The 19,393-nt window shown below is 64.3% G+C and carries 8 protein-coding genes and 2 pseudogenes; 6 read left to right on the top strand and 4 right to left on the bottom strand.

The annotated features are described in order from the left end of the window. Positions 1–151 precede the first annotated feature (151 nt). Together MMB49_RS02455 and xseA are read right to left on the bottom strand one after the other, a co-directional pair. Positions 152–451 carry an exodeoxyribonuclease VII small subunit gene (locus MMB49_RS02455; protein ID WP_003812098.1) on the bottom strand — a complete coding sequence of 100 codons (300 nt, stop codon included), beginning with the start codon at positions 449–451 and terminating at the stop codon, positions 152–154. Positions 452–562: 111 nt separating this feature from the next. After that, a complete protein-coding gene (gene xseA / locus MMB49_RS02460) occupies positions 563–1,858 on the bottom strand; it encodes an exodeoxyribonuclease VII large subunit (protein ID WP_047271629.1) in 1,296 nt (431 codons plus the stop codon). A gap of 326 nt (positions 1,859–2,184) precedes the next feature. Between xseA and nrdD the strand changes: the two genes are divergently transcribed. The 5 genes and pseudogenes from nrdD to MMB49_RS09615 all read left to right on the top strand — a co-directional run. Beyond that, positions 2,185–4,569, top strand: a complete 2,385-nt coding sequence (nrdD, locus tag MMB49_RS02465; RefSeq protein ID WP_003812105.1) for an anaerobic ribonucleoside-triphosphate reductase — start codon at positions 2,185–2,187, stop codon at positions 4,567–4,569. A 154-nt stretch (positions 4,570–4,723) separates the two neighbouring features. Further along, positions 4,724–5,431: an anaerobic ribonucleoside-triphosphate reductase activating protein gene (gene nrdG, locus MMB49_RS02470; protein ID WP_081291922.1), complete on the top strand. Its 708-nt coding sequence runs from the start codon at positions 4,724–4,726 to the stop codon at positions 5,429–5,431. Positions 5,432–5,608: 177 nt separating this feature from the next. Continuing rightward, positions 5,609–5,779: a hypothetical protein gene (locus MMB49_RS02475; protein ID WP_229940927.1), complete on the top strand. Its 171-nt coding sequence runs from the start codon at positions 5,609–5,611 to the stop codon at positions 5,777–5,779. Positions 5,780–6,017: 238 nt separating this feature from the next. Further along, positions 6,018–7,899 (top strand): annotated as a pseudogene (locus MMB49_RS09610) (acyl-CoA dehydratase activase); the annotation flags it as partial. Between the two features lie 44 nt (positions 7,900–7,943). Beyond that, positions 7,944–11,042, top strand: a pseudogene (locus tag MMB49_RS09615) (acyl-CoA dehydratase activase-related protein); the annotation flags it as partial. A 22-nt stretch (positions 11,043–11,064) separates the two neighbouring features. Here the strand turns inward: MMB49_RS09615 and lnbY are convergent. Then, the gene (lnbY, locus tag MMB49_RS02485) at positions 11,065–11,952 is read right to left on the bottom strand and encodes a lacto-N-biosidase chaperone LnbY (protein ID WP_229940928.1); all 888 of its coding nucleotides are present in this window, start codon (positions 11,950–11,952) and stop codon (positions 11,065–11,067) included. 99 nt (positions 11,953–12,051) lie between these two features. Further along, positions 12,052–13,323: a glutamate-cysteine ligase family protein gene (locus MMB49_RS02490; protein ID WP_047271637.1), complete on the bottom strand. Its 1,272-nt coding sequence runs from the start codon at positions 13,321–13,323 to the stop codon at positions 12,052–12,054. A 378-nt stretch (positions 13,324–13,701) separates the two neighbouring features. On the opposite strand from MMB49_RS02490, the gene MMB49_RS02495 reads away from it, so the two are divergent. Beyond that, positions 13,702–19,128 carry a Rib/alpha-like domain-containing protein gene (locus MMB49_RS02495; RefSeq protein WP_265067860.1) on the top strand — a complete coding sequence of 1,809 codons (5,427 nt, stop codon included), beginning with the start codon at positions 13,702–13,704 and terminating at the stop codon, positions 19,126–19,128. Positions 19,129–19,393: the final 265 nt, after the last annotated feature.

A 19,393-nucleotide genomic window follows, 5' to 3' on the forward strand; every position in this document is an offset into this window, starting at 1 on the left:
TCGGCACGCCATCGTTGCGTCCATAAGTGCTCGCCCAAACGACGGCTGCGCGCACATATGGGCGCAAACCTCGTGTTTTCCGTCCATAAGTTCGCGCGGGCTTCGCCGTGGCGCGCGCTTATGGACGCAACGTCCCGCGTAGGGTGCCCCGTCAGTCCAGGTTGGACTGGGTGCCGGCGGTGTCGGCGCTGTTGGCCTGCTCGGCCTGGGCGGCGTCGAGCTTGGCCTTGACCTCGTTCAGCAGGCTCTGCGCACGCTTGGCAAGCGCTTCGCCGATCTCCCACTGGCGCATGGACTGGTCGAGGTTCAATCCGCCGGCCTCCAGCGCCTGCACGGCCTGGATGAGCTTGTCGCGGGCCTCCTCGTACGGCATCTGCGCGATGGCCTCGCGCTCCTTGTCGGTCAGGCTGGTCGCCGGCTCGCTCGCCGCCGATGCGTTCTTGCTGGTCATGATGGTCTCCTTCTGTCGTGTATGCGTGTCGTATTCGATTGGATAACGGTCATATATATATGGTTATGCGGCTGATATCTGCCCCGCACTCTGCTGCCGTGCGGCACTCCGCTACTGGGCGGTGGCGGTGATGACCCCCTTGCGCAGCGTCAGCGTGAGATGGTCTCCCGCGCTCACCTTTCCGGCGTCGTCGATGACGTGCCCGTCGGCGTTCTGGACGACGGCGTATCCGCGGTCGAGCGTGGATTGCGGGCTGAGCGCGGTCAGGCTGGCATGCAGCTTCTCCACGGTCAGGCTGGCGTCATCCACGATGCGCGTCAGGCCGATGTCCATGCGGCGGCGCGCGTCGTCGACGAACCGTTGGTACGGCTCCAGCATGGTCAGCGGCTGCGTCAGGCTGGGCCGGTTCGCGTACCCTTCGACCAGCCGTATCTCGTTGCCGACGCGCGCGTCGATGCGCATGCGCATGCGGTCGATGGCATTGCCGATCAGCTGCCACTGCTCGTGCACGTCGGGCACGACCTTCTTCGCCGCGTCGGTCGGCGTCGAGGCCCGCAGGTCCGCCGCCAGGTCGATCAGCGTCCAGTCGTCCTCATGCCCGATGGCGGAGACGATCGGCGTCTCGCATCCCGCCGTGGCGCGCACCACCGCCTCGTCCGAGAATCCGATGAGGTCCTCGAACGAGCCGCCGCCTCGCGCCACGATGATCACGTCGACGTCCGGGTCGGCGTCTAGCCGGTGAATCGCCTCGACGATGGATTGCGGGCACTGCGGCCCTTGTACGAAGGCATGGACGATGTTGAACCGCACCGTCGGCCAGCGCAGCCGCACGTTGGTGATGACATCGCCTTCGGCCCGTGCGTGCGGGGCGCATATCAGTCCGATGCAGGAGGGGAATTCCGGCAGCGGCAGCTTGCGGTCCGCGTCGAACAGGCCCTCGCCCTTGAGCTTCATGCGCAACTGGTCGATCTGCTCCTTCAGTCCGCCGCCGGAGCCGATCTTGCGGATGTCGTCGCCGATGAAGCTCAACCGCGTCTGCTTGACCCAGATGTCAGCCTTGCCATGCACGATCACGCGGTCGCCCTGCTTGAATGAGGCGGCCTTCGAGGCGAACGCCCGCCAGCCGGACACGGATATGGCGATGTCCTCCACGTCATCGCGCACCGTAAGATACGCCGAGCCGGCGCGGCGCGTGTTGATCTCCGTGATCTGCCCGGCGATCCACGCGGCGGGCCAGCGCTCCACCGCGGTATGGAATTTCTGGCTCAGTACGCTGACCGGCCAGGGGTTGTCCGCGGTGGTCTCGGCTGCCAGGCGCGGCAGTTGGTCGAAGGGCTTGGGGATGCGCTCCCCGCCGCCCTCCGACGGCCGCTGCGTCGCGATTGCAAGGTCCTGTTCCTGATTCATGCCTTCAAGGTTTACGTACAGAAAGGACAAGTTTTTCTGCCTGCGAGAGCGTCGCCGTCGGACGGTATCATTGTTGGCCGGCTTTTCGGTGATGGTCTCGCCGCGACACGCTGACGACATACCGTGAAGTAAATCACACGGATGTTCTTTTCGGCTCTATTTCGCCGAAATGTGCATATCTAGGATTGTTTTCGGCGTTTCCCCACTATATCTAGGGGTGGCATGTCGTATAGTCATCAGAGAACAAACAACTTACACACGTGTGATTTCGGCTCGGTGACCGCCGCAAGACATGCCGGGAATCACGAAAGGACAGGGATTAGGACATGGATGCTCTGCTGATGAACGCCAGTACCGCCACCTCCTCCAAGGTGCTGGTGGAGAAGCGTGACGGTCGCGTCGTCGACTTCGACCCGATAAACATCATCAGCGCCGTGAAGTCCGCCTTCGCCGACCTTGACAAGCAGGTCGGCCCGGAGGAGGAGAAGCTGATCCGCGGCTTCGCCGACCAGATCGAAGGCGAGATCACGGAGCGCTACAACGGCCCCGCCAAGATCGAGGACATCCAGAACCTCGTCGAGCACGCCCTGATCGACGCCCACCTGTACGACGTGGCCCGCGCCTACACCAACTACCGTCTCGACAAGGACATCCAGCGCGCCAAGGCCACGGACGTCAACGAGGCCGTCTCCCGCTTCATCAACCAGGATCCGACGCTGATCCACGAGAACGCGAACAAGGATGCCAACGTCTACGCCACTCAGCGCGACCTGCTCGCCGGCGCCGTCTCCAAGGCCGCCGCGTTCAACATGCTGCCCCCGGCCGTCGCGAACGCGCACATGAAGGGCGACATCCACTTCCACGACGCCGACTACTCGCCGTTCACCGCGCAGTCCAACTGCTCGCTGCCCAACTTCTGGGACATGCTCGCCAACGGCTTCACGCTCGGCAACGCGCCGATGGCCTCCCCGAAGTCCATCGCCATCGCCGCCACGCAGATCACCCAGATCATGAAGGACGTGGCCTCCAGCCAGTACGGCGGCCAGACCGCCAACCGTGCCGACGAGCACCTCGCCGCCTACGCGAAGAAGGACTACGAGAAGTTCCTCGAAGAAGCCCGCGAGACCATCCCCGACGGCATGCCGGTGGAGTTCGCCCGTCGTCAGGTCGAGAACGCCAAGGCCAACGAGCCCGCCAAGCTGCACTTCGGCTCCCGCGAGCCGCTGCCCATGGACACGCCGTTCCACACCGACGTCGACGAGCTGGAGCAGGAGCGTGAGATCCTCGCCAAGGTCCGCACGCGCAAGTCCATCTACGACGCCATGCAAACGATGGAGTACCAGATCAACTCCAACCGCGTCTCCAACGGCCAGACCCCGTTCGTCACCGTCGGCTTCGGCCTGGGCACCGACTGGTTCGCCCGCGAGGTGCAGCGCGCGATCCTGCTCAACCGCATCCGCGGCCTCGGCAAGGACCACCACACCGCAATCTTCCCGAAGCTCGTGTTCACCGTGCGCCACGGCGTGAACGCCGACCCTGGCGACCCGAACTACGACCTGAAGCAGCTCGCCCTGGAATGCGCCACCAAGCGCATGTACCCGGACGTCGTGTTCTACGAGAACATCGTCAAGATCACCGGCTCCTTCAAGGCGCCGATGGGCTGCCGCTCCTTCCTGCAGGGCTGGATCAACCCCGAGACCGGCAAGGACGAGGAGGATGGCCGCATGAACCTCGGCGTCGTTTCCGTGAACGTGCCGCGCATCGCCATCGAATCCCACGGCAGCAAGGAGCGTTTCTGGAAGCTGTTCAACGAGCGCATGGAGGTCGCCCACCAGGCGCTGCAGTTCCGCATCATGCGCTGCAAGCAGGCCACCCCGGTCAACGCGCCCACCCTGTTCCGCTTCGGCGCCTTCGGTCGCCTCGGCGCGAGCGGCAACGTCGACACGCTGTTCAAGAACGAGCGCGCCACCGTGTCGCTCGGCTACATCGGCCTGGCCGAGGCCACCGCCGTCTTCTACGGCAAGGACTGGATCCGCGACCACGGCTGGGACCCGCAGGGCAAGGAGTTCGCGCTGTCGATCGTCAAGCGCATGAGCGAACTGTGCAAGCAGTGGAGCAAGGCCGAAGGCTACCATTACTCCGTATACTCCACACCGGCCGAATCCCTCACCGACCGCTTCAACCGCATGGACCGCGAGAAGTTCGGCCGCATCGAGGGCGTCACCGACCACGACTTCTACACCAACTCCTTCCACTACCCGGTGTGGCTGCAGCCCACCCCGATGGAGAAGCTCAACTACGAGAAGGACTTCCCGTACTTCGCGTCCGGCGGCTTCATCAACTACTGCGAGTACCCGTGCCTGCAGGACAACCCGAAGGCGCTGGAGGCCGTGTGGGATTACGCCTACAACATCGGCATCGGCTACCTCGGCACCAACACGCCGATCGACCACTGCTTCGTGTGCGGCTTCCAGGGCGACTTCGAGCCGACCGACGAGGGCTTCAAGTGCCCCGAGTGCGGCAACTGCGACCCTGACAAGTGCAACGTCACCAAGCGCACCTGCGGCTACCTCGGCAACCCGGTGCAGCGCCCGATGGTGCATGGCCGTCACGAGGAGATCTCCCACCGCGTCAAGCACATGAGCGGCGAGACCGGTCACGTGACGCTGGCGGACGGCTCCGAGCGCGAGTGGTTCGAAGAGGCCAAGTAACTGCCGGTACCGCGCGTTGTGCTGTCCGCGAGGGTCGTCGGTATATGTTGTCTGACACACTCAAGGCCGTTCGGCCGAGCTTACGGTCAGACAACATATACCGGCGACCCTCGCTCGTTGCGCGCAACGTTACGGTTGGACAGGGAGGATGATGATGGACAGGAAGTCGACGCTGCATGATTTCGCGGCCGGTGAGACCGGCCGCGGACCCGGAGTGCCGTCATCACTGACCAACAACCCCCGTTCCGGCCAGTGGGACGGGCGGCGCATGTCCAAGCGCATGATTGCCGACTACAAGACCTTCATCGTCACCGACGGCGAAGGCGTGCGCAATTCGCTGTACGTCTCCGGTTGCCCGTTCCACTGCGTCGAATGCTTCAACTCGTCGATCTGGGATTTCCAGGCCGGCCACGAATACACGCAGAAGCTCGAAGACAAGATCGTCGACGACCTCAAGGCGCCGTGGATCCAGGGCATCACGTTCCTCGGCGGCGAACCCATGCTGAATACGCCCGTCCTGTTGCCGCTCGCCCGGCGCATCCGCGGCGAGTTCGGCCACGACAAAGACATCTGGTGCTGGACCGGCTACACGTGGGAGGAGCTGATGCGTCCCGGTGAGACGCCGGACAAGCTCGAACTGTTGCAGCTCATCGACATCCTCGTCGACGGCCGCTACCTCAAGGACCAGCACGACTCCCTCCTGCAGTTCCGCGGATCCAGAAACCAGCGCATCCTCGACGTACCGCGTTCGCTGGCCGCCGGCAGGCCTGTCGTCTGGGCCAAGCTCCACGACCAGGAGCGCGACATCCCCGAAATGTACCTCAAGGATCGCGAGGTCGGCGAGGGCGCACAGGCGTCGTGACGGCGCCGCCGGCCTTGCCATCCATCCAGTGGATTCGATGCCGTCGGCCTGATCGCGGCCATCCTGACAGTCTCGCCCGCCATCGGCATGGCCTTGCTTCTCCCCGCATTCATCTGGCCTCGCGTGAGTCCGCTGTTCCATGTGATGATGCTCTGTTTCCGGGAAAGGTGCTCGCGCATGCTGGGCACCGGATTGGGGCGGACGACTCTGTATATGCGCGGCGTGCGGGACGGCGTGGTCGACGTTTTCGCGGGCAGCAGCGTGCCCGGTCCGCTGGAGGTCTCGGATACTGCGGCCGGGGTATGGCCCGCCGTCGTCGCCGGCGTGGCCGCCATATCAGGGATTTGAGCGGGACTGGGGTGGTCAATAGCACTGGTCCATAAGACCACCAGCCTGCTGGCATGCTCGGCTCACCCCCCGAATGCGCGATAATGGGGGGTAACGCCGCAATCGTGGGGAAACCGTCGAGTTTCCGTTTTGCGTTTGTTAGCGAAATCACGCCATACGACGGCTCGTTAGGAGGGGTCTCGGACTACATTACATAAGGAAGTAGCGGGAAGTCCCGAACCGAAGACAGAGGTAACAGATGGTGGATACAGCGAATACCGCGGCCGAAAGCCACGATAGTAAGCCGTTGCGCGTGGGTCTGGATATCGGATCGACCACGGTCAAGGCCGTGGTGCTCGATCAGACCAATGCGCTCAATGACGTGCTGTTCTCCGACTACCGACGTCACCACGCCAACGTCCGCGCCACGGTGGCTGGACTGCTCAAGGACATCCATCAGACGCTCGTCGACCTCGGCCGCGGCGACGAGCCCATTCGTCTCGCCATCACCGGTTCCGGCGGCCTGACGCTCGCCGACAACCTGCACGTGCCGTTCATCCAGGAGGTCATCGCCGAGACCCGCGCGATCGACGAGGAATACCCGCAGGCCGACGTCATCATCGAGCTCGGCGGCGAGGACGCCAAGATCACGTACCTGAAGCCCACTCCCGAACAGCGCATGAACGGTTCGTGCGCGGGCGGCACCGGCGCATTCATCGACCAGATGGCCACGCTGCTCGACACCGACGCCTCCGGCCTCAACGATTACGCCAAGGACTACAAGACCCTGTACCCGATCGCGTCGCGTTGCGGCGTGTTCGCGAAGACCGACCTGCAGCCGCTGATCAACGACGGCGCCGCCAAGCCCGATCTGGCCGCGTCGATCTTCACCGCGGTGGCCACGCAGACCATCGCCGGCCTGGCTTCCGGACGCCCGATCCACGGTACGGTCATCTTCCTCGGCGGCCCGCTGTTCTTCATGTCCGAGCTGCGCGAGGCGTTCCACCGCGCGCTCGCCGGCAAGGTCGACGAGTTCATCGTGCCGACCGACGCCCACCTGTACGTCGCATACGGCTCCGCGCTGATCGCTGGGGAGCCGGACGGCATCGACGTCGACGGCGTGCATTTCGAGCCGCGCACCTGTGACGACATCATCGCCGCCCTCGACGGCCTGAAGAACCTGCCGGCGAACACGCCGACCATGCCCCCGCTGTTCTCCTCCGACCAGGAGCGCGAGGCGTTCAACGAGCGCCACCATCGCGAACACATCCACATCGGCACGCTCGAAGGCGCGAAAGGCCCGCACTTCCTCGGTATCGACGCGGGTTCGACCACCATCAAGGCGACGCTCGTCAACGACGACCGCGAGATCGTATGGTCCAGCTACGCCACCAACGAAGGCAGCCCGTTGACCGCCGCCATCAACATCGTCAAGAAGATCCAGTCCGAGCTGCCCGAAGGCGCGTGGATCGCCCGATCCTGCGCGACCGGCTACGGCGAGGGACTGATCACCACCGGCTTGCACCTGGACGAGGGCGTGGTCGAGACCATGGCGCACTACCGCGGCGCCGAAATGGTCAGCCCCGGCGTCACCGCTGTCATCGACATCGGTGGCCAGGACATGAAATACCTGGCCATCACCGACGGCGTCATCGACTCGATCGCCGTCAACGAGGCGTGCTCGTCCGGTTGCGGCTCGTTCCTGCAGACCTTCGCGCAGTCGATGGGTCTGACCATCCAGGAGTTCACCCAGGCGGCCCTCAACTCCGACCATCCGGTCGACCTCGGCTCGCGCTGCACGGTGTTCATGAACTCGTCCGTCAAGCAGGCACAGAAGGAAGGCGCGTCGATGGAGAACATCGCCGCCGGCCTGTGCTATTCGGTCGTGCGCAACGCGCTGTACAAGGTCATCAAGCTGCGTGACTCCGGTGAGCTCGGCGACACCGTCGTCGTGCAGGGCGGCACGTTCCTCAATGACGCCGTGCTGCGCGCCTTCGAGCTGCTCACCGAGCGCGAGGTGACCCGCCCGAACATCGCCGGTTTGATGGGCGCGTTCGGCGCCGCCCTGACCGCGCGCATGCATTACGAGGACGTGGCCGACGACGCGCACGACCACGACGCCGAAGTCTCCGAGGGCCAGTCCGCCGATATGGCCGGCAGCGACGATGTCAGCGCGGAGCAAGACCACGAGGTCGTCATCGACGGCGTGCACCACACGGCGTCCAACATCCTGTCCGGCGACGACCTCGACAACATGTCGATGACCTCCGAGCGCGACGTGTGCAAGCTGTGCCAGAACCACTGCAAGCTCACCATCACCACGTTCGCCGACGGCTCGCGCTACGTTACCGGCAACCGCTGCGAGCGCGGCGGCGACGCGAAGAAGAAGCGCTCCGACAGGCCGAACCTGTACGACTACAAGTACAAGCGCTGCTTCGCCTACCGCAGGCTCACCGACAAGAAGGCCACCCGCGGCGAGATCGGCATCCCTCGCGTGCTCAACATGTACGAGAACTACCCGTTCTGGTTCACGCTGCTCACCTCGCTCGGCTTCAAGGTGATGATCTCCGGCCGCAGCTCGCACGAGCTGTTCGAGACCGGCATCGAATCGATCGCCTCCGAGAACATCTGCTACCCGGCCAAGCTGGTGCACGGCCACATCAAGTGGCTGCTGGGCAAGGGCGTCAAGAACATCTTCTACCCGTGCGTGAGCTACGAGGACAACCTCGTGCCCAATACGGACAACCACTACAACTGCCCGGTCGTGGCCAACTACCCGGTGGTGATCGGCGCGAACATGCCCGAACTGCGCGAGGACGGCATCCGCTACATGCACCCGTACTTCAACCTCGCCAACCACGAGCTCATGGTCGACCGCATCGTCGAGGAGTTCGCGTGGGCGAACGTGAGCCGCGAGGAGGCCGAGACCGCGGTCAAGGCCGCGTACGCCGAGGACAAGATCTTCAAGAACGACGTGCAGGAGGAAGGTTTCAAGGCGCTCGCCTACATGAAGGAGCACAACTGCCGGGGCATCGTGCTCGCCGGGCGCCCGTACCACATCGACCCCGAGGTCAACCACGGCATCCCTGAGACGATCTGCGCGCTCGGCATGGTCGTGCTCTCGGAGGATTCGATCTGCGAACTGCAGCCGGGGGAGAACCTGCATCTGAGCGACTACCTGTCGGAAGGCGAGGAGGACCCGCGCAAGAAGAACGCGAACGGCTTCCGCCACGTCGGCGACCGCAAGGTGACCGTCTCCCGCATGCCGCTGCGCGTCACCAACCAGTGGGCCTACCATTCGCGGCTCTACGCGGCGGCGCATTTCGTGGCGTCCTACCCGGGTCTCGAACTCGTGCAGCTCAACTCCTTCGGCTGCGGCTTGGACGCCATCACCACCGATCAGGTGGCCGAGATCCTCGCCGACAAGGCCGACGTGTACACGCTGCTCAAGATCGATGAGGTGAGCAACCTCGGAGCGGCGAAGATCCGCCTGCGTTCGCTCAAGGCCGCCGTCGAGGAGCGCGAGGCCAACAAGCGGCGTCTGGCCGCACAGGCCCAGTCCCAATCCCGCCAGCAGGTGCTGCCGAACAAGCAGGACCAACCGGTCGGCCCCAGTGCGGCCGAGCTTGCGGCGCAGCGTCAGGCCAAGGAGGAGCTCGCGGCCGCCGAGGTGCAGCTCAAGGCCGCCCAGGACCAGCTCGCCGCCGCGCAGGCCGCCGTCGAGGCCGCGGAGAAGCAGAAGAACGCCGCCGAGCAGCCGGCCCCGCATTCTACGGGCTTCCGCAAGACCGGATCCGAGGCGCCCACGCCCGGCCGTCAGGTCATGCTCGACACGGTGATGAAGAGCAACCCGCAGCTCACCAAGGCCGTCAAGGACGCCTCCCACCGCGCGGCGCAGGCCGAGTCGCGGCTCGCCGACACCTCGCCGAACAGCAAGTCCGCGAGGAAGGCCGCCAAGAAATCCGGCCACAACACCGCGACCATGTCGAAGTACGCCAACAAGGTGCCGTTCGGCAAGTCGATGAAGAAGGACTACACGATCGTCGGCCCCCAGATGAGCCCGATCCACATGTCGCTGGTCGAGTCGGTCATCCGCTCCGGCGGATACAAGTTCGACATCCTCAAGACCGCGAGCCGCGAGGACGTCGAACTCGGCCTCAAGTACGTCAACAACGACGCCTGCTACCCGGCGATCATGGTCATCGGCCAGCTCGTCGACGCCATCGTCAAGGGCAAGTACGATCCCGACCATGTGGCGCTCGCCATCACGCAGACCGGCGGCATGTGCCGCGCGACGAACTACTTCGGCCTGATCCGCAAGGCGCTGATCGACGCCGGCTACCCGCAGGTGCCGGTCATCGCGCTGTCCACGCAGGGCTTCGAGGACAACCCGGGCTTCAAGGCCACGCCCACGCTGCTGCACCGCGCCATCAAGGCGCTGGTCGTCGGCGACCTGCTGCTCAAATGCCTGATGCGCGTGCGCCCGTACGAGGTCGAGAAGGGCAGCGCCGACAAGCTGTACCAGATGTGGGACACCATCGTGCGCGAGACCATCGAGCACCACGGCTTCTCCGATACCGCGAAGAAGAAGATCGGCAAGCATTACCTGCCGTACCAGACGCTGCTCAAGGAGATCGTCAAATCGTTCGACGCACTGCCGCTGCGCGACATCCCTCGCAAGGTGCGCGTCGGCGTCGTCGGCGAGATCCTCGTCAAGTACCATCCCGACGCGAACAACCACGTGGTCGACGTCATCGAATCGCAGGATTGCGAGGCCGTGGTCCCCGGCATCATGGAGTTCATGACCACGCGTCCGTACATCACCGACTGGAACGAGAAGAACCTCGGCATGGGCGGCAACAAGAAGCTGTACTCGCTCATGCGCTGGGGTCTCGACCGTTACCTCAACCCGGTGCGCGCGGCCATAGATCTGGCGCATGGCAAGTTCAGCCAGGACCTGCCGATGCCCGAGCTGGTCAAGAAGGCCTCCGAGGTGACCTCGGTGGGCGTGCAGGCCGGCGAGGGGTGGCTGCTGACCGCCGAGATCCTGGAGCTCATCGAGTCTGGCTGCCCGAATGTGATCTGCGCCCAGCCGTTCGCCTGCCTGCCCAACCATGTGACCGGCCGCGGCATGTTCGGCAAGATTCGCCGTCTGCACCCGGACGCGAACATCGTCTCCATCGACTATGATCCCGGCGCCTCACAGGCCAATCAGCTCAACCGCATCAAGCTGATGATCGCCGCGGCGAAGAAGAACCACCAGAAGCTGGCCGCGGCCGACTGACGGATCAGCCTCGGCCCGGCGATCAGCCGACCAGGGTCGCCGCGTAGGCGTACAGCCTCTTCCATGGCAGGGTCGACACGTCTATCTTGTCGGCCTTGCTCTGAACCCTCTCGCGGTAGCGTTCCGTGCGCAGCGCCGTCTTCACATTGGCTTTCACATCGGCGAGCGGCGCCTTGCCCTCGACCCCGTCCACGGTCCAGTCGTGTGCGTCGTAATACTCCTGCACCTCGGTCTCGCTCGGGTTCATGCCCGGTTTCGTGGCGTCGTCGACGTAGTCGTTCTTCAGCGCGGTCATCTCGTAGTCGATGTATGAGGCGATGTCGTATTCGCTGCGCCCGTAGATGACCTGCCCCGCTTCACGTTTCTGCCGGTTGTTCGCGTTGAGGGTTTCCATGCGCTTGACGATGCCGGTGTACGAGTCGTCGTCGACCAGCCCGTACGAGACTGCGATCAGGTACGCCGCGTGACGGAAGCGCAGCGTGTCGATAGTCTGTTTCGTCAGCCATTCGACCGGCTTCTCGCCGCCGTATGAGGCGGTCCAGTCGGCGTCCCGGGCGTTGAGGTTGACGTCGTGCTTCTGCTTGAAATAGCTGACGGCGGCGGTGCGCTGCGACGACCACGCCTGGGTGAATTCGGCCTGCGTGATGGTGGTGTCGCCGAAGGAGAATTTCGGGAAGGCCTGCGTCGCGTTGGCTTGCGCGTCGTCCGTCTTTGACGAGTCGGGGCTCGCCGTGAGCGAACGGACGAGAAAGACGGTGCCGACGATGGCCGCAATCAGCAGGATGGTCGCGACGACGATGATCGCGCGGGTTCTCGTATTGGTTTTCGTCCCCATCTTCGCGGCGTCACGGCCGCTCCCGTCCGTTGCCTTGCTGGGAGAGCCTGATCCGCATTTTCGTGACTGCTTCATGCCGTCATGATACGCGACGGACATGATTGCGGGGTGTCGCCCGCATTGCGCAGGAACGCCCCCACAATCATGTCCGCCGGTCGTCGCCTTGGATTCCGGTTATTCCTGGAATACGTCCGGATGCTTCGGATCGCCGGGCTCGTCGGCCAACAGGCCCTCCAATCCTAGGAACTCCTTCCAGAATTCGAGCGGCTGGCCATACGGCGCCGATTGCGCGCCGCGCGCCTGCAGGTTCGCCTTCGCCTCGAACACGTCCTCTTCGCGGATATCCTCGAAGTAGCTTTCCAGCCGCTCCCTGTTCTCCGGCACGTAGAACAGGGACGCGATGATCTCCGTCAGCCGCTCGGCGCGCTCGATCGGCAGCGAATCCCAATGCCGCAGCTCGATGAAGTTCTTCATACGCACGTCGTTGAAATGCGTGGAGATGATGTGGTTGATCTCGTACGGGTTGAGCTCGCGGTCGGGATACACCTCTCCGGCGTTCTCATAGAACGCCGGGTGATGCAGCTCCTTGCCGCTCAGGCCCTTGGCCTCCGGCGTATGCGTCAGATCGGCGAACATCAGCGGCGTGGACAGCACGTCGATGGCGTACTCCTCCCAGCCGAACCGCTTGTCGAACAGTCCGGGAATCACGTTCGAGCGCTGGGGGTCGAGATAGTCCCACATGCGCTGGCGTAGCAGGGGCCACGGGTTCGGCGCGCCCTCGAAATACGGCGTATTGCGGAAGTACCAGGCGAGGATCGGCCCGATGATGGTGCCCAGACGCAGCTTGTCGATGGAATCCTGCTCGTCGACGTAGTCGATGCTCACCTGCGTGGAGGCCGAGCACCGCATCATGCACGGGCCGAACTGGCCTACCCGCCCCAGGTAGTGGGTCATGGCGTCGTAACGGTCCTTCGGGTTGACCTTGACGTCGGCGAAGCCCGACTTGGGCTGGTAGCCGTAATTGACCAGACGGAAGCCCAACTCGTCCAGCACGGGATCGATGTCACGCCGGAAGGAACGATACAGCGTCAGCAGTTCCTGCGGCGTCTTGAGGATGCCCAGCGAGCACTCCACCTGACCGCCGGGCTCCAGCGACACGGCGATGCCTTCGCGCCCGAGTCCGACCAGATGGCCGTTCTCCCAGTACTCCTTCTCCTTGTCATAGTACGGCGCGATGCGCTTGAGCAGCGTTTCGACGCCGTTCTCCTCGTAGTAGCTGACGGCGGTGTCGTCGCCGTTGTGCACCGGAAGATGTTCGATCTCCACGCCGAAACCGCCCGTGCCGCGTTTGGAACGGCCTTCCTCGAAGAATCGCAGCAGACTGTCGATGTGCTTGGGATTCGGCTTGGCGAGCAGATGCGCGTAACTGATTCTCGGTGTCGTCATGGGGCATATCGTACCTGTAGATTCCATCGGCCACGGCGGTGCCGTTATACAAAGAATCGATAGCTGGTTTGCGTCCGAATGCTGGACATTGCGACCGATTTCCCGGGTTCCGTTCAGGGGGTACAAGGGTGACGTTATGACAGTTAACGAAATGCCGAATACGCCATACCCCCATTGCCGTAGCCTATGGGTACCGCTATACTTGTGAACTTGTAAAGTCTCTTTACATATTGGTGGGTGGCGAGTCCGTGAATGACCCCGGAAGGGGGCATCGTCATGGATGACCGGATCGCCGACATGTCCCCCCGCAACGAGGAGGGGAACGGAGACTCTCCAATAACAGTAAGGACAACGATGAAACCTCATGTAGGATCACGGATGATCGCAGCATCGGTTGCTTTGGGGACGGCGTTCGCGTTGATCGCGCCGTCTTCGGCGCTCGCGGGCGATGCGACGCCAGCGGCGGCGTCGACCGGAACGACATATTACGTGTCATCGACGCATGGCGATGACGGCAACGCCGGCACCGATCAGAACCATCCCTGGAAGACGCTGGACAAGGTCAACGCCATCGCGACCGACCTTAAGCCGGGCGACTCCGTGCTGCTGGAGCGTGGCTCCACGTTCCAGGACCAGTATCTGCACATCAAGGACACGTCGGGAACCGCCGACGCGCCCATCACCATCGCCGATTACGGCGACGCCTCCGCCAAGCCGGTCATCGCGGCGAACGGCGTCAAGGGCAGCCGGTGGTACCAGAACTACCGTGCGTCGGTCGGCAACCACCAGAACAAGGGCACCGTCTCCTCGGCCATCCTGCTCAAGGACGTGTCGTACATCACGGTGAAGAACCTGGAGATCACCAATGACGACCCCGACGTCTACGACCCGATCGACACGTGGAAGTGGACCGACACGGCCGATTCGGATGGCACCAAGCTCGACCGCTCGGCCGACCGCATGGACCGCACCGGCGTGGCCGGCATCGCGGAGAACGGCACAACGATGAGCCATGTCACGCTTGAGGGCCTGAACATCCACGACGTGGACGGCAACATCTACAACAAGCACATGGCCAACGGCGGCATCTACTTCATGGCTCACTACGCCCGCGAGAACAAGAGCGCCGCGGACAACACGTGGCTGCAGAACCACATCTCGCGCTTCGACCACATAACCATCAAGAACAACATCGTCAAGGACGTGGACCGCTGGGGCATCGCCGTGGGCTACACCGCGTACCTCAACTTCATCGACGCGACGTGGGGCGACGGCAGCATCGACGACGACCTGATCGCCAAGTACGGCCAGACCAACGTGACCATCGAGAACAACTACGTCAAGGGTGCGGGCGGCGACGCCATCACCCTCATGTACTGCGACCGTCCGGTCATCCAGTACAACGTGGGCGACAGCGTCTCGAAGCACATGAACGACGTCGACTACCCGCATGACCGCGAGCACGGCGGCAGGTACGGCGGCTGGGTCGCGGCGGGCATCTGGCCCTGGCGCTGCAAGGACCCGATCTTCCAGTACAACGAGATGTACAACAACCTCAACTCCGAACACGGCAACGGCGACGGCCAGGCGTGGGACGCCGATTACGGCGACGGCACGCTGTACCAGTACAACTACTCGTACGGCAACTCGTTCGCCTCGCTGATGATCTGCAACCAGTACGCCATCAACACGACGTTCCGCTACAACATCTCGCAGAACGACCGCCGCGGCGTGTTCGACCTGCCGGGCAACGGTCCGGGCAACCACATCTACAACAACACCGTCTACATCGGTAAGGACAGCGCGGTGCTGACCGACCGATCCAACAGCCAGGCGAAGTTCGAGAACAACATCTTCATCAACGCGTCCGACACCAAGAAGACCGAGACGTGGAACCGCGGCAACCAGCACGGCGGCCAGACGTACGACAACAACATGTACGTCAATTACGCGAACAAGCCCGCCTCCGATTCCAACGCCGTCGAGGTCGCCGATGTGAAGACCGTGCTGGCCAATGCCGGACACGCGCCGAGCGCGCCGAAGGCCACCGGTTCGGTCTATGGCCGTTCCGGCAGCGAGTTCGACGGATACAAGCCCGTTGACGGCTCCCCGGCCATCAATGCCGGCAAGGTCATCTCCGACATGAACGACTACGCGGTCACGAACGACTTCTTCGGCAACACCATCAAGGGAACCCCGGACCTGGGTGCCGTCGAAAGCAACGTGCTCTCCGTCTCCGGCAAGGTCAACGCGTACGAGACCGCCACGGTCGGCGGCTCCAAGGTCGTCTACGTGCCGTTCACCGCGAAGAACCCGACCACAGTCAAGCAGCTTCGCGCGGGCCTGACGGTCGGTGACGGATCAGTCGCCAACGTGTACCGCGGCAGCACCAAGCTGACGGCCGACGCGGCGATCCAGGCCGACGACGTGCTGCGCTTCGAGGTCGAAGGCACTTCGAACACGCCGATCGAATACACCATCGCTCAGAAGAACGCATGGAACTGGGTCGACGAGTTCAAGACCGCCACGGGCGTGGTCTGGAACTCCCAGAAGCAGAACGGCGCCGACGGTGACTGGACGGACATCACGACGTTCTCCACCGAGTACCCGATGTCGAAGTACAACGAGTACTACGGCGCGGGACTCACCGGCAACCTGTCGGACCTGCCGGCAGTGGGAGCTGCCCGCCCCGGGCGTCAGGGCCTGCTGGTCGACGACCCGGATGCGGCCGGCGGCACCGCCATCGTGTGGAAGGCCCCGAAGGCCGGCACCGTGAAGGTCACACTCGGCCGCGACAACGAGCCGCAGCGGCGCAACGCCAACGCCTCGGGCACGGTGACGCTCGCACTGACCAAGAACGGCGAGACGCTGTGCACTGCAGACATCTCCACCGCGCAGACCAAGAACGACGACTTCGTCAATTGCCTGAAATCGGATAAGGGCACGGTGCAGGTGAACGCCGGCGACGTGATTCGCATCGCGGCGACCGCGGCCAGTGGCGCGGCCGCTCCGGACCTGTACGTCTCGCCGGTCGTCACCTATCAGGATGTGGCACCCGTCGAGTCCCAGACGGCGCAGTATGCTGCCTCCTACGACGCGGTGAGCGCCAAGGTCGGCACCAAGGCCACCGCTACGGTGAAGTTCACGAAGGGCGGTGCCGCCGCCACCCCGACCGGCGTCAAGTCCTACGCGCTGAAGACCGCGGTCGACGGCGTGTCCGTGGACGCCGCGACCGGCGCGGTCACCTACACGCCCGGCGCAAATGCGTACGGCACCACCAAGACCGCGACCGTGGTCGTCACCTACTCGGATGACACCACCGACGAGGCGACCGTCACCTTCAACGTCGAGAAGTCCAATGCGCAGAAGTACAACGTGCTGTACCCGGCCGTGTCCGGCGGCGCGGGCGTCGCGCTCAAGCGCACGCCCAAGTTCACGCTCAAGGCGGACAGCGCCGCGGCGTCCATCCCCGCCGGCACCAAGTTCGCGCTCGGCACGGGCGCCCCGGCCGGCGCGTCCGTGAACGCCGCCACCGGTGAGGTCACGCTGACCAGCACCCAGGCCGGCACCATCACCGTGCCGGTGACGGTCACCTTCTCCGACACCAACGAGTCCATCGAGGCGACGGCCACGTTCACCGTGACCGCTCCGGCGGCGCTCGGCACCTCCAAGCTGGAGACCGGCACCGCGGACGGCGCGAACGTCATCTATGTGCCGTTCACCTCGAAGACCCCGACCACCGTCGCCGATCTGCTGGCCCTGGTGACCGCCGAGCCGGATTCGGCCCTCAAGGCCGTGTACCGCGACGGCACCAAGCTGGAGGACGCCGCGGCAGTAAAGGCCGGCGACGTGCTGCGCTTCTACGCCGACGGCTCCACCTTCACCGCCGACTACACGGTCGTGCAGAAGAACGCCTGGAACTGGGTCGACGACTTCAAGACCGACTCTCAGGGCCCGATCTGGACGTCGCAGCGTCAGGTGTCCGGCAAATGGCAGACGATTACCGATTTCGGTTCCGATGTGTACCCGCAGACGTACTACGACAAGTACTACGGCGTCGGTGTGGACTATCAGAACAAGAGCCTTCCGGCCGACCGCAGCGCCATCCACGGCCTGATTGCCGACAATCCGGGTGATTCCGCGGCGACGGCGATGGCCTGGACCGCGCCGAAGGCCGGTTCCGTGAAGGTCACGCTGGACGAGGTGACCGGAGCGAACGTCGAGCCGTACATCCGTCAGTCGAACAGCAACGGCAAGGATGTGGTCCTGAAGCTGCTGAAGAACGACGAGGTGATCTGCTCCGCGACGATGACCAATTCCTTCGCGACGGCGACCGGGTTCAACGAATGCCTGGCGTCCGCCAAGGGCACGGTCAAGGTCGCGGTCGGCGATGTGCTGCGCTTCTCGGTGGATGCCGCGGCCGGCACCTCCAAGTCGTCGATCCACATCAGCCCGGTCATCACCTACACGGATGCCGATGAGCCTTCGCCCGAGCCTGGCCTGTCGGAGCAGTATGCTGCGGCGTATCCGGCTTCGGTTGCGGCGAAGGTGGGCGAGAAGGCCACCGCCGCGGTGTCGTTCACGAAGGGCGCCGCCGCCGCGGATGCCCCGGCGGGCACGACGTTCGCGGTCGCGGGTGACGGGTTCACGGTCGCCGCGGACGGTACGGTGTCGTTCACGCCGACGGACGCGCAGGCGGGCAAGACGGTGACGGCCACGGTGACGGTGACGTATTCGGACAAGTCGGCGGATACGGCGACGGTGACGTTCAAGGTCGCCGCCAAGACCGAGCCTTCGCCCGAGCCTGGCCTGTCGGAGCAGTATGCTGCGGCGTATCCGGCTTCGGTTGCGGCGAAGGTGGGCGAGAAGGCCACCGCCGCGGTGTCGTTCACGAAGGGCGCCGCCGCCGCGGATGCCCCGGCGGGCACGACGTTCGCGGTCGCGGGTGACGGGTTCACGGTCGCCGCGGACGGTACGGTGTCGTTCACGCCGACGGACGCGCAGGCGGGCAAGACGGTGACGGCCACGGTGACGGTGACGTATTCGGACAAGTCGGCGGATACGGCGACGGTGACGTTCAAGGTCGCCGCCAAGACCGAGCCTTCGCCCGAGCCTGGCCTGTCGGAGCAGTATGCTGCGGCGTATCCGGCTTCGGTTGCGGCGAAGGTGGGCGAGAAGGCCACCGCCGCGGTGTCGTTCACGAAGGGCGCCGCCGCCGCGGATGCCCCGGCGGGCACGACGTTCGCGGTCGCGGGTGACGGGTTCACGGTCGCCGCGGACGGTACGGTGTCGTTCACGCCGACGGACGCGCAGGCGGGCAAGACGGTGACGGCCACGGTGACGGTGACGTATTCGGACAAGTCGGCGGATACGGCGACGGTGACGTTCAAGGTCGCCGCCAAGACCGAGCCTGAGCCCAAGCCCGAACCGACCGATCCGAAGGCCGACCTGCGCAAGGAGGTCGAATCCGCGTCGAAGCTTGACGAGAAGGACTACACCGCCGACTCGTGGAAGGTGTTCGCCGCGGCGCTCGATAACGCCAAGGCCGTGCTGGAGGACAAGGACGCCACCGAGGCGCAGATCTCCGGCGCGCTCACGACGCTGAAGTCCGCCACTGCCGCGCTGGCCAAGGCCGGCGACACCGGCAAGCCCGACGATGGCGACAAGCCTTCCGCGGGCAAGCCCAACGACAAGGGCAACGGTCTGTCCAAGACCGGCGCCAGCGTCGCCGTCATCGGCGTTGCCATGCTGCTGCTCGCAGCTGCCGGCTTCGTCACGGTGAACGTCGTTCGCCGCCGCCGGTAACGGCATGACGGGCACCCGCCCGTAACAAGCAATCAGGGGTCTCATGGTCAGCCATGAGACCCCTTTGCTATGCCTGTTAGCCGCTCTCTCGCTGTCGATTACCCTATATTCCCGCGAAAGTCCCATTTGCGGACGCTGGAATGGGACTTTCGACGGATGGGAGCAATTGTTCAACACGCCGATTGTTGTATATGCAACTGTTGTATATGGTATGCATTATCATGTTATGTTGCCTGAATGTTCGGAATGCGATTTTCGCATCGAC

It is taken from the genome of Bifidobacterium sp. SKU, from assembly GCF_026016405.1.
Taxonomy (GTDB): domain Bacteria; phylum Actinomycetota; class Actinomycetes; order Actinomycetales; family Bifidobacteriaceae; genus Bifidobacterium; species Bifidobacterium bifidum.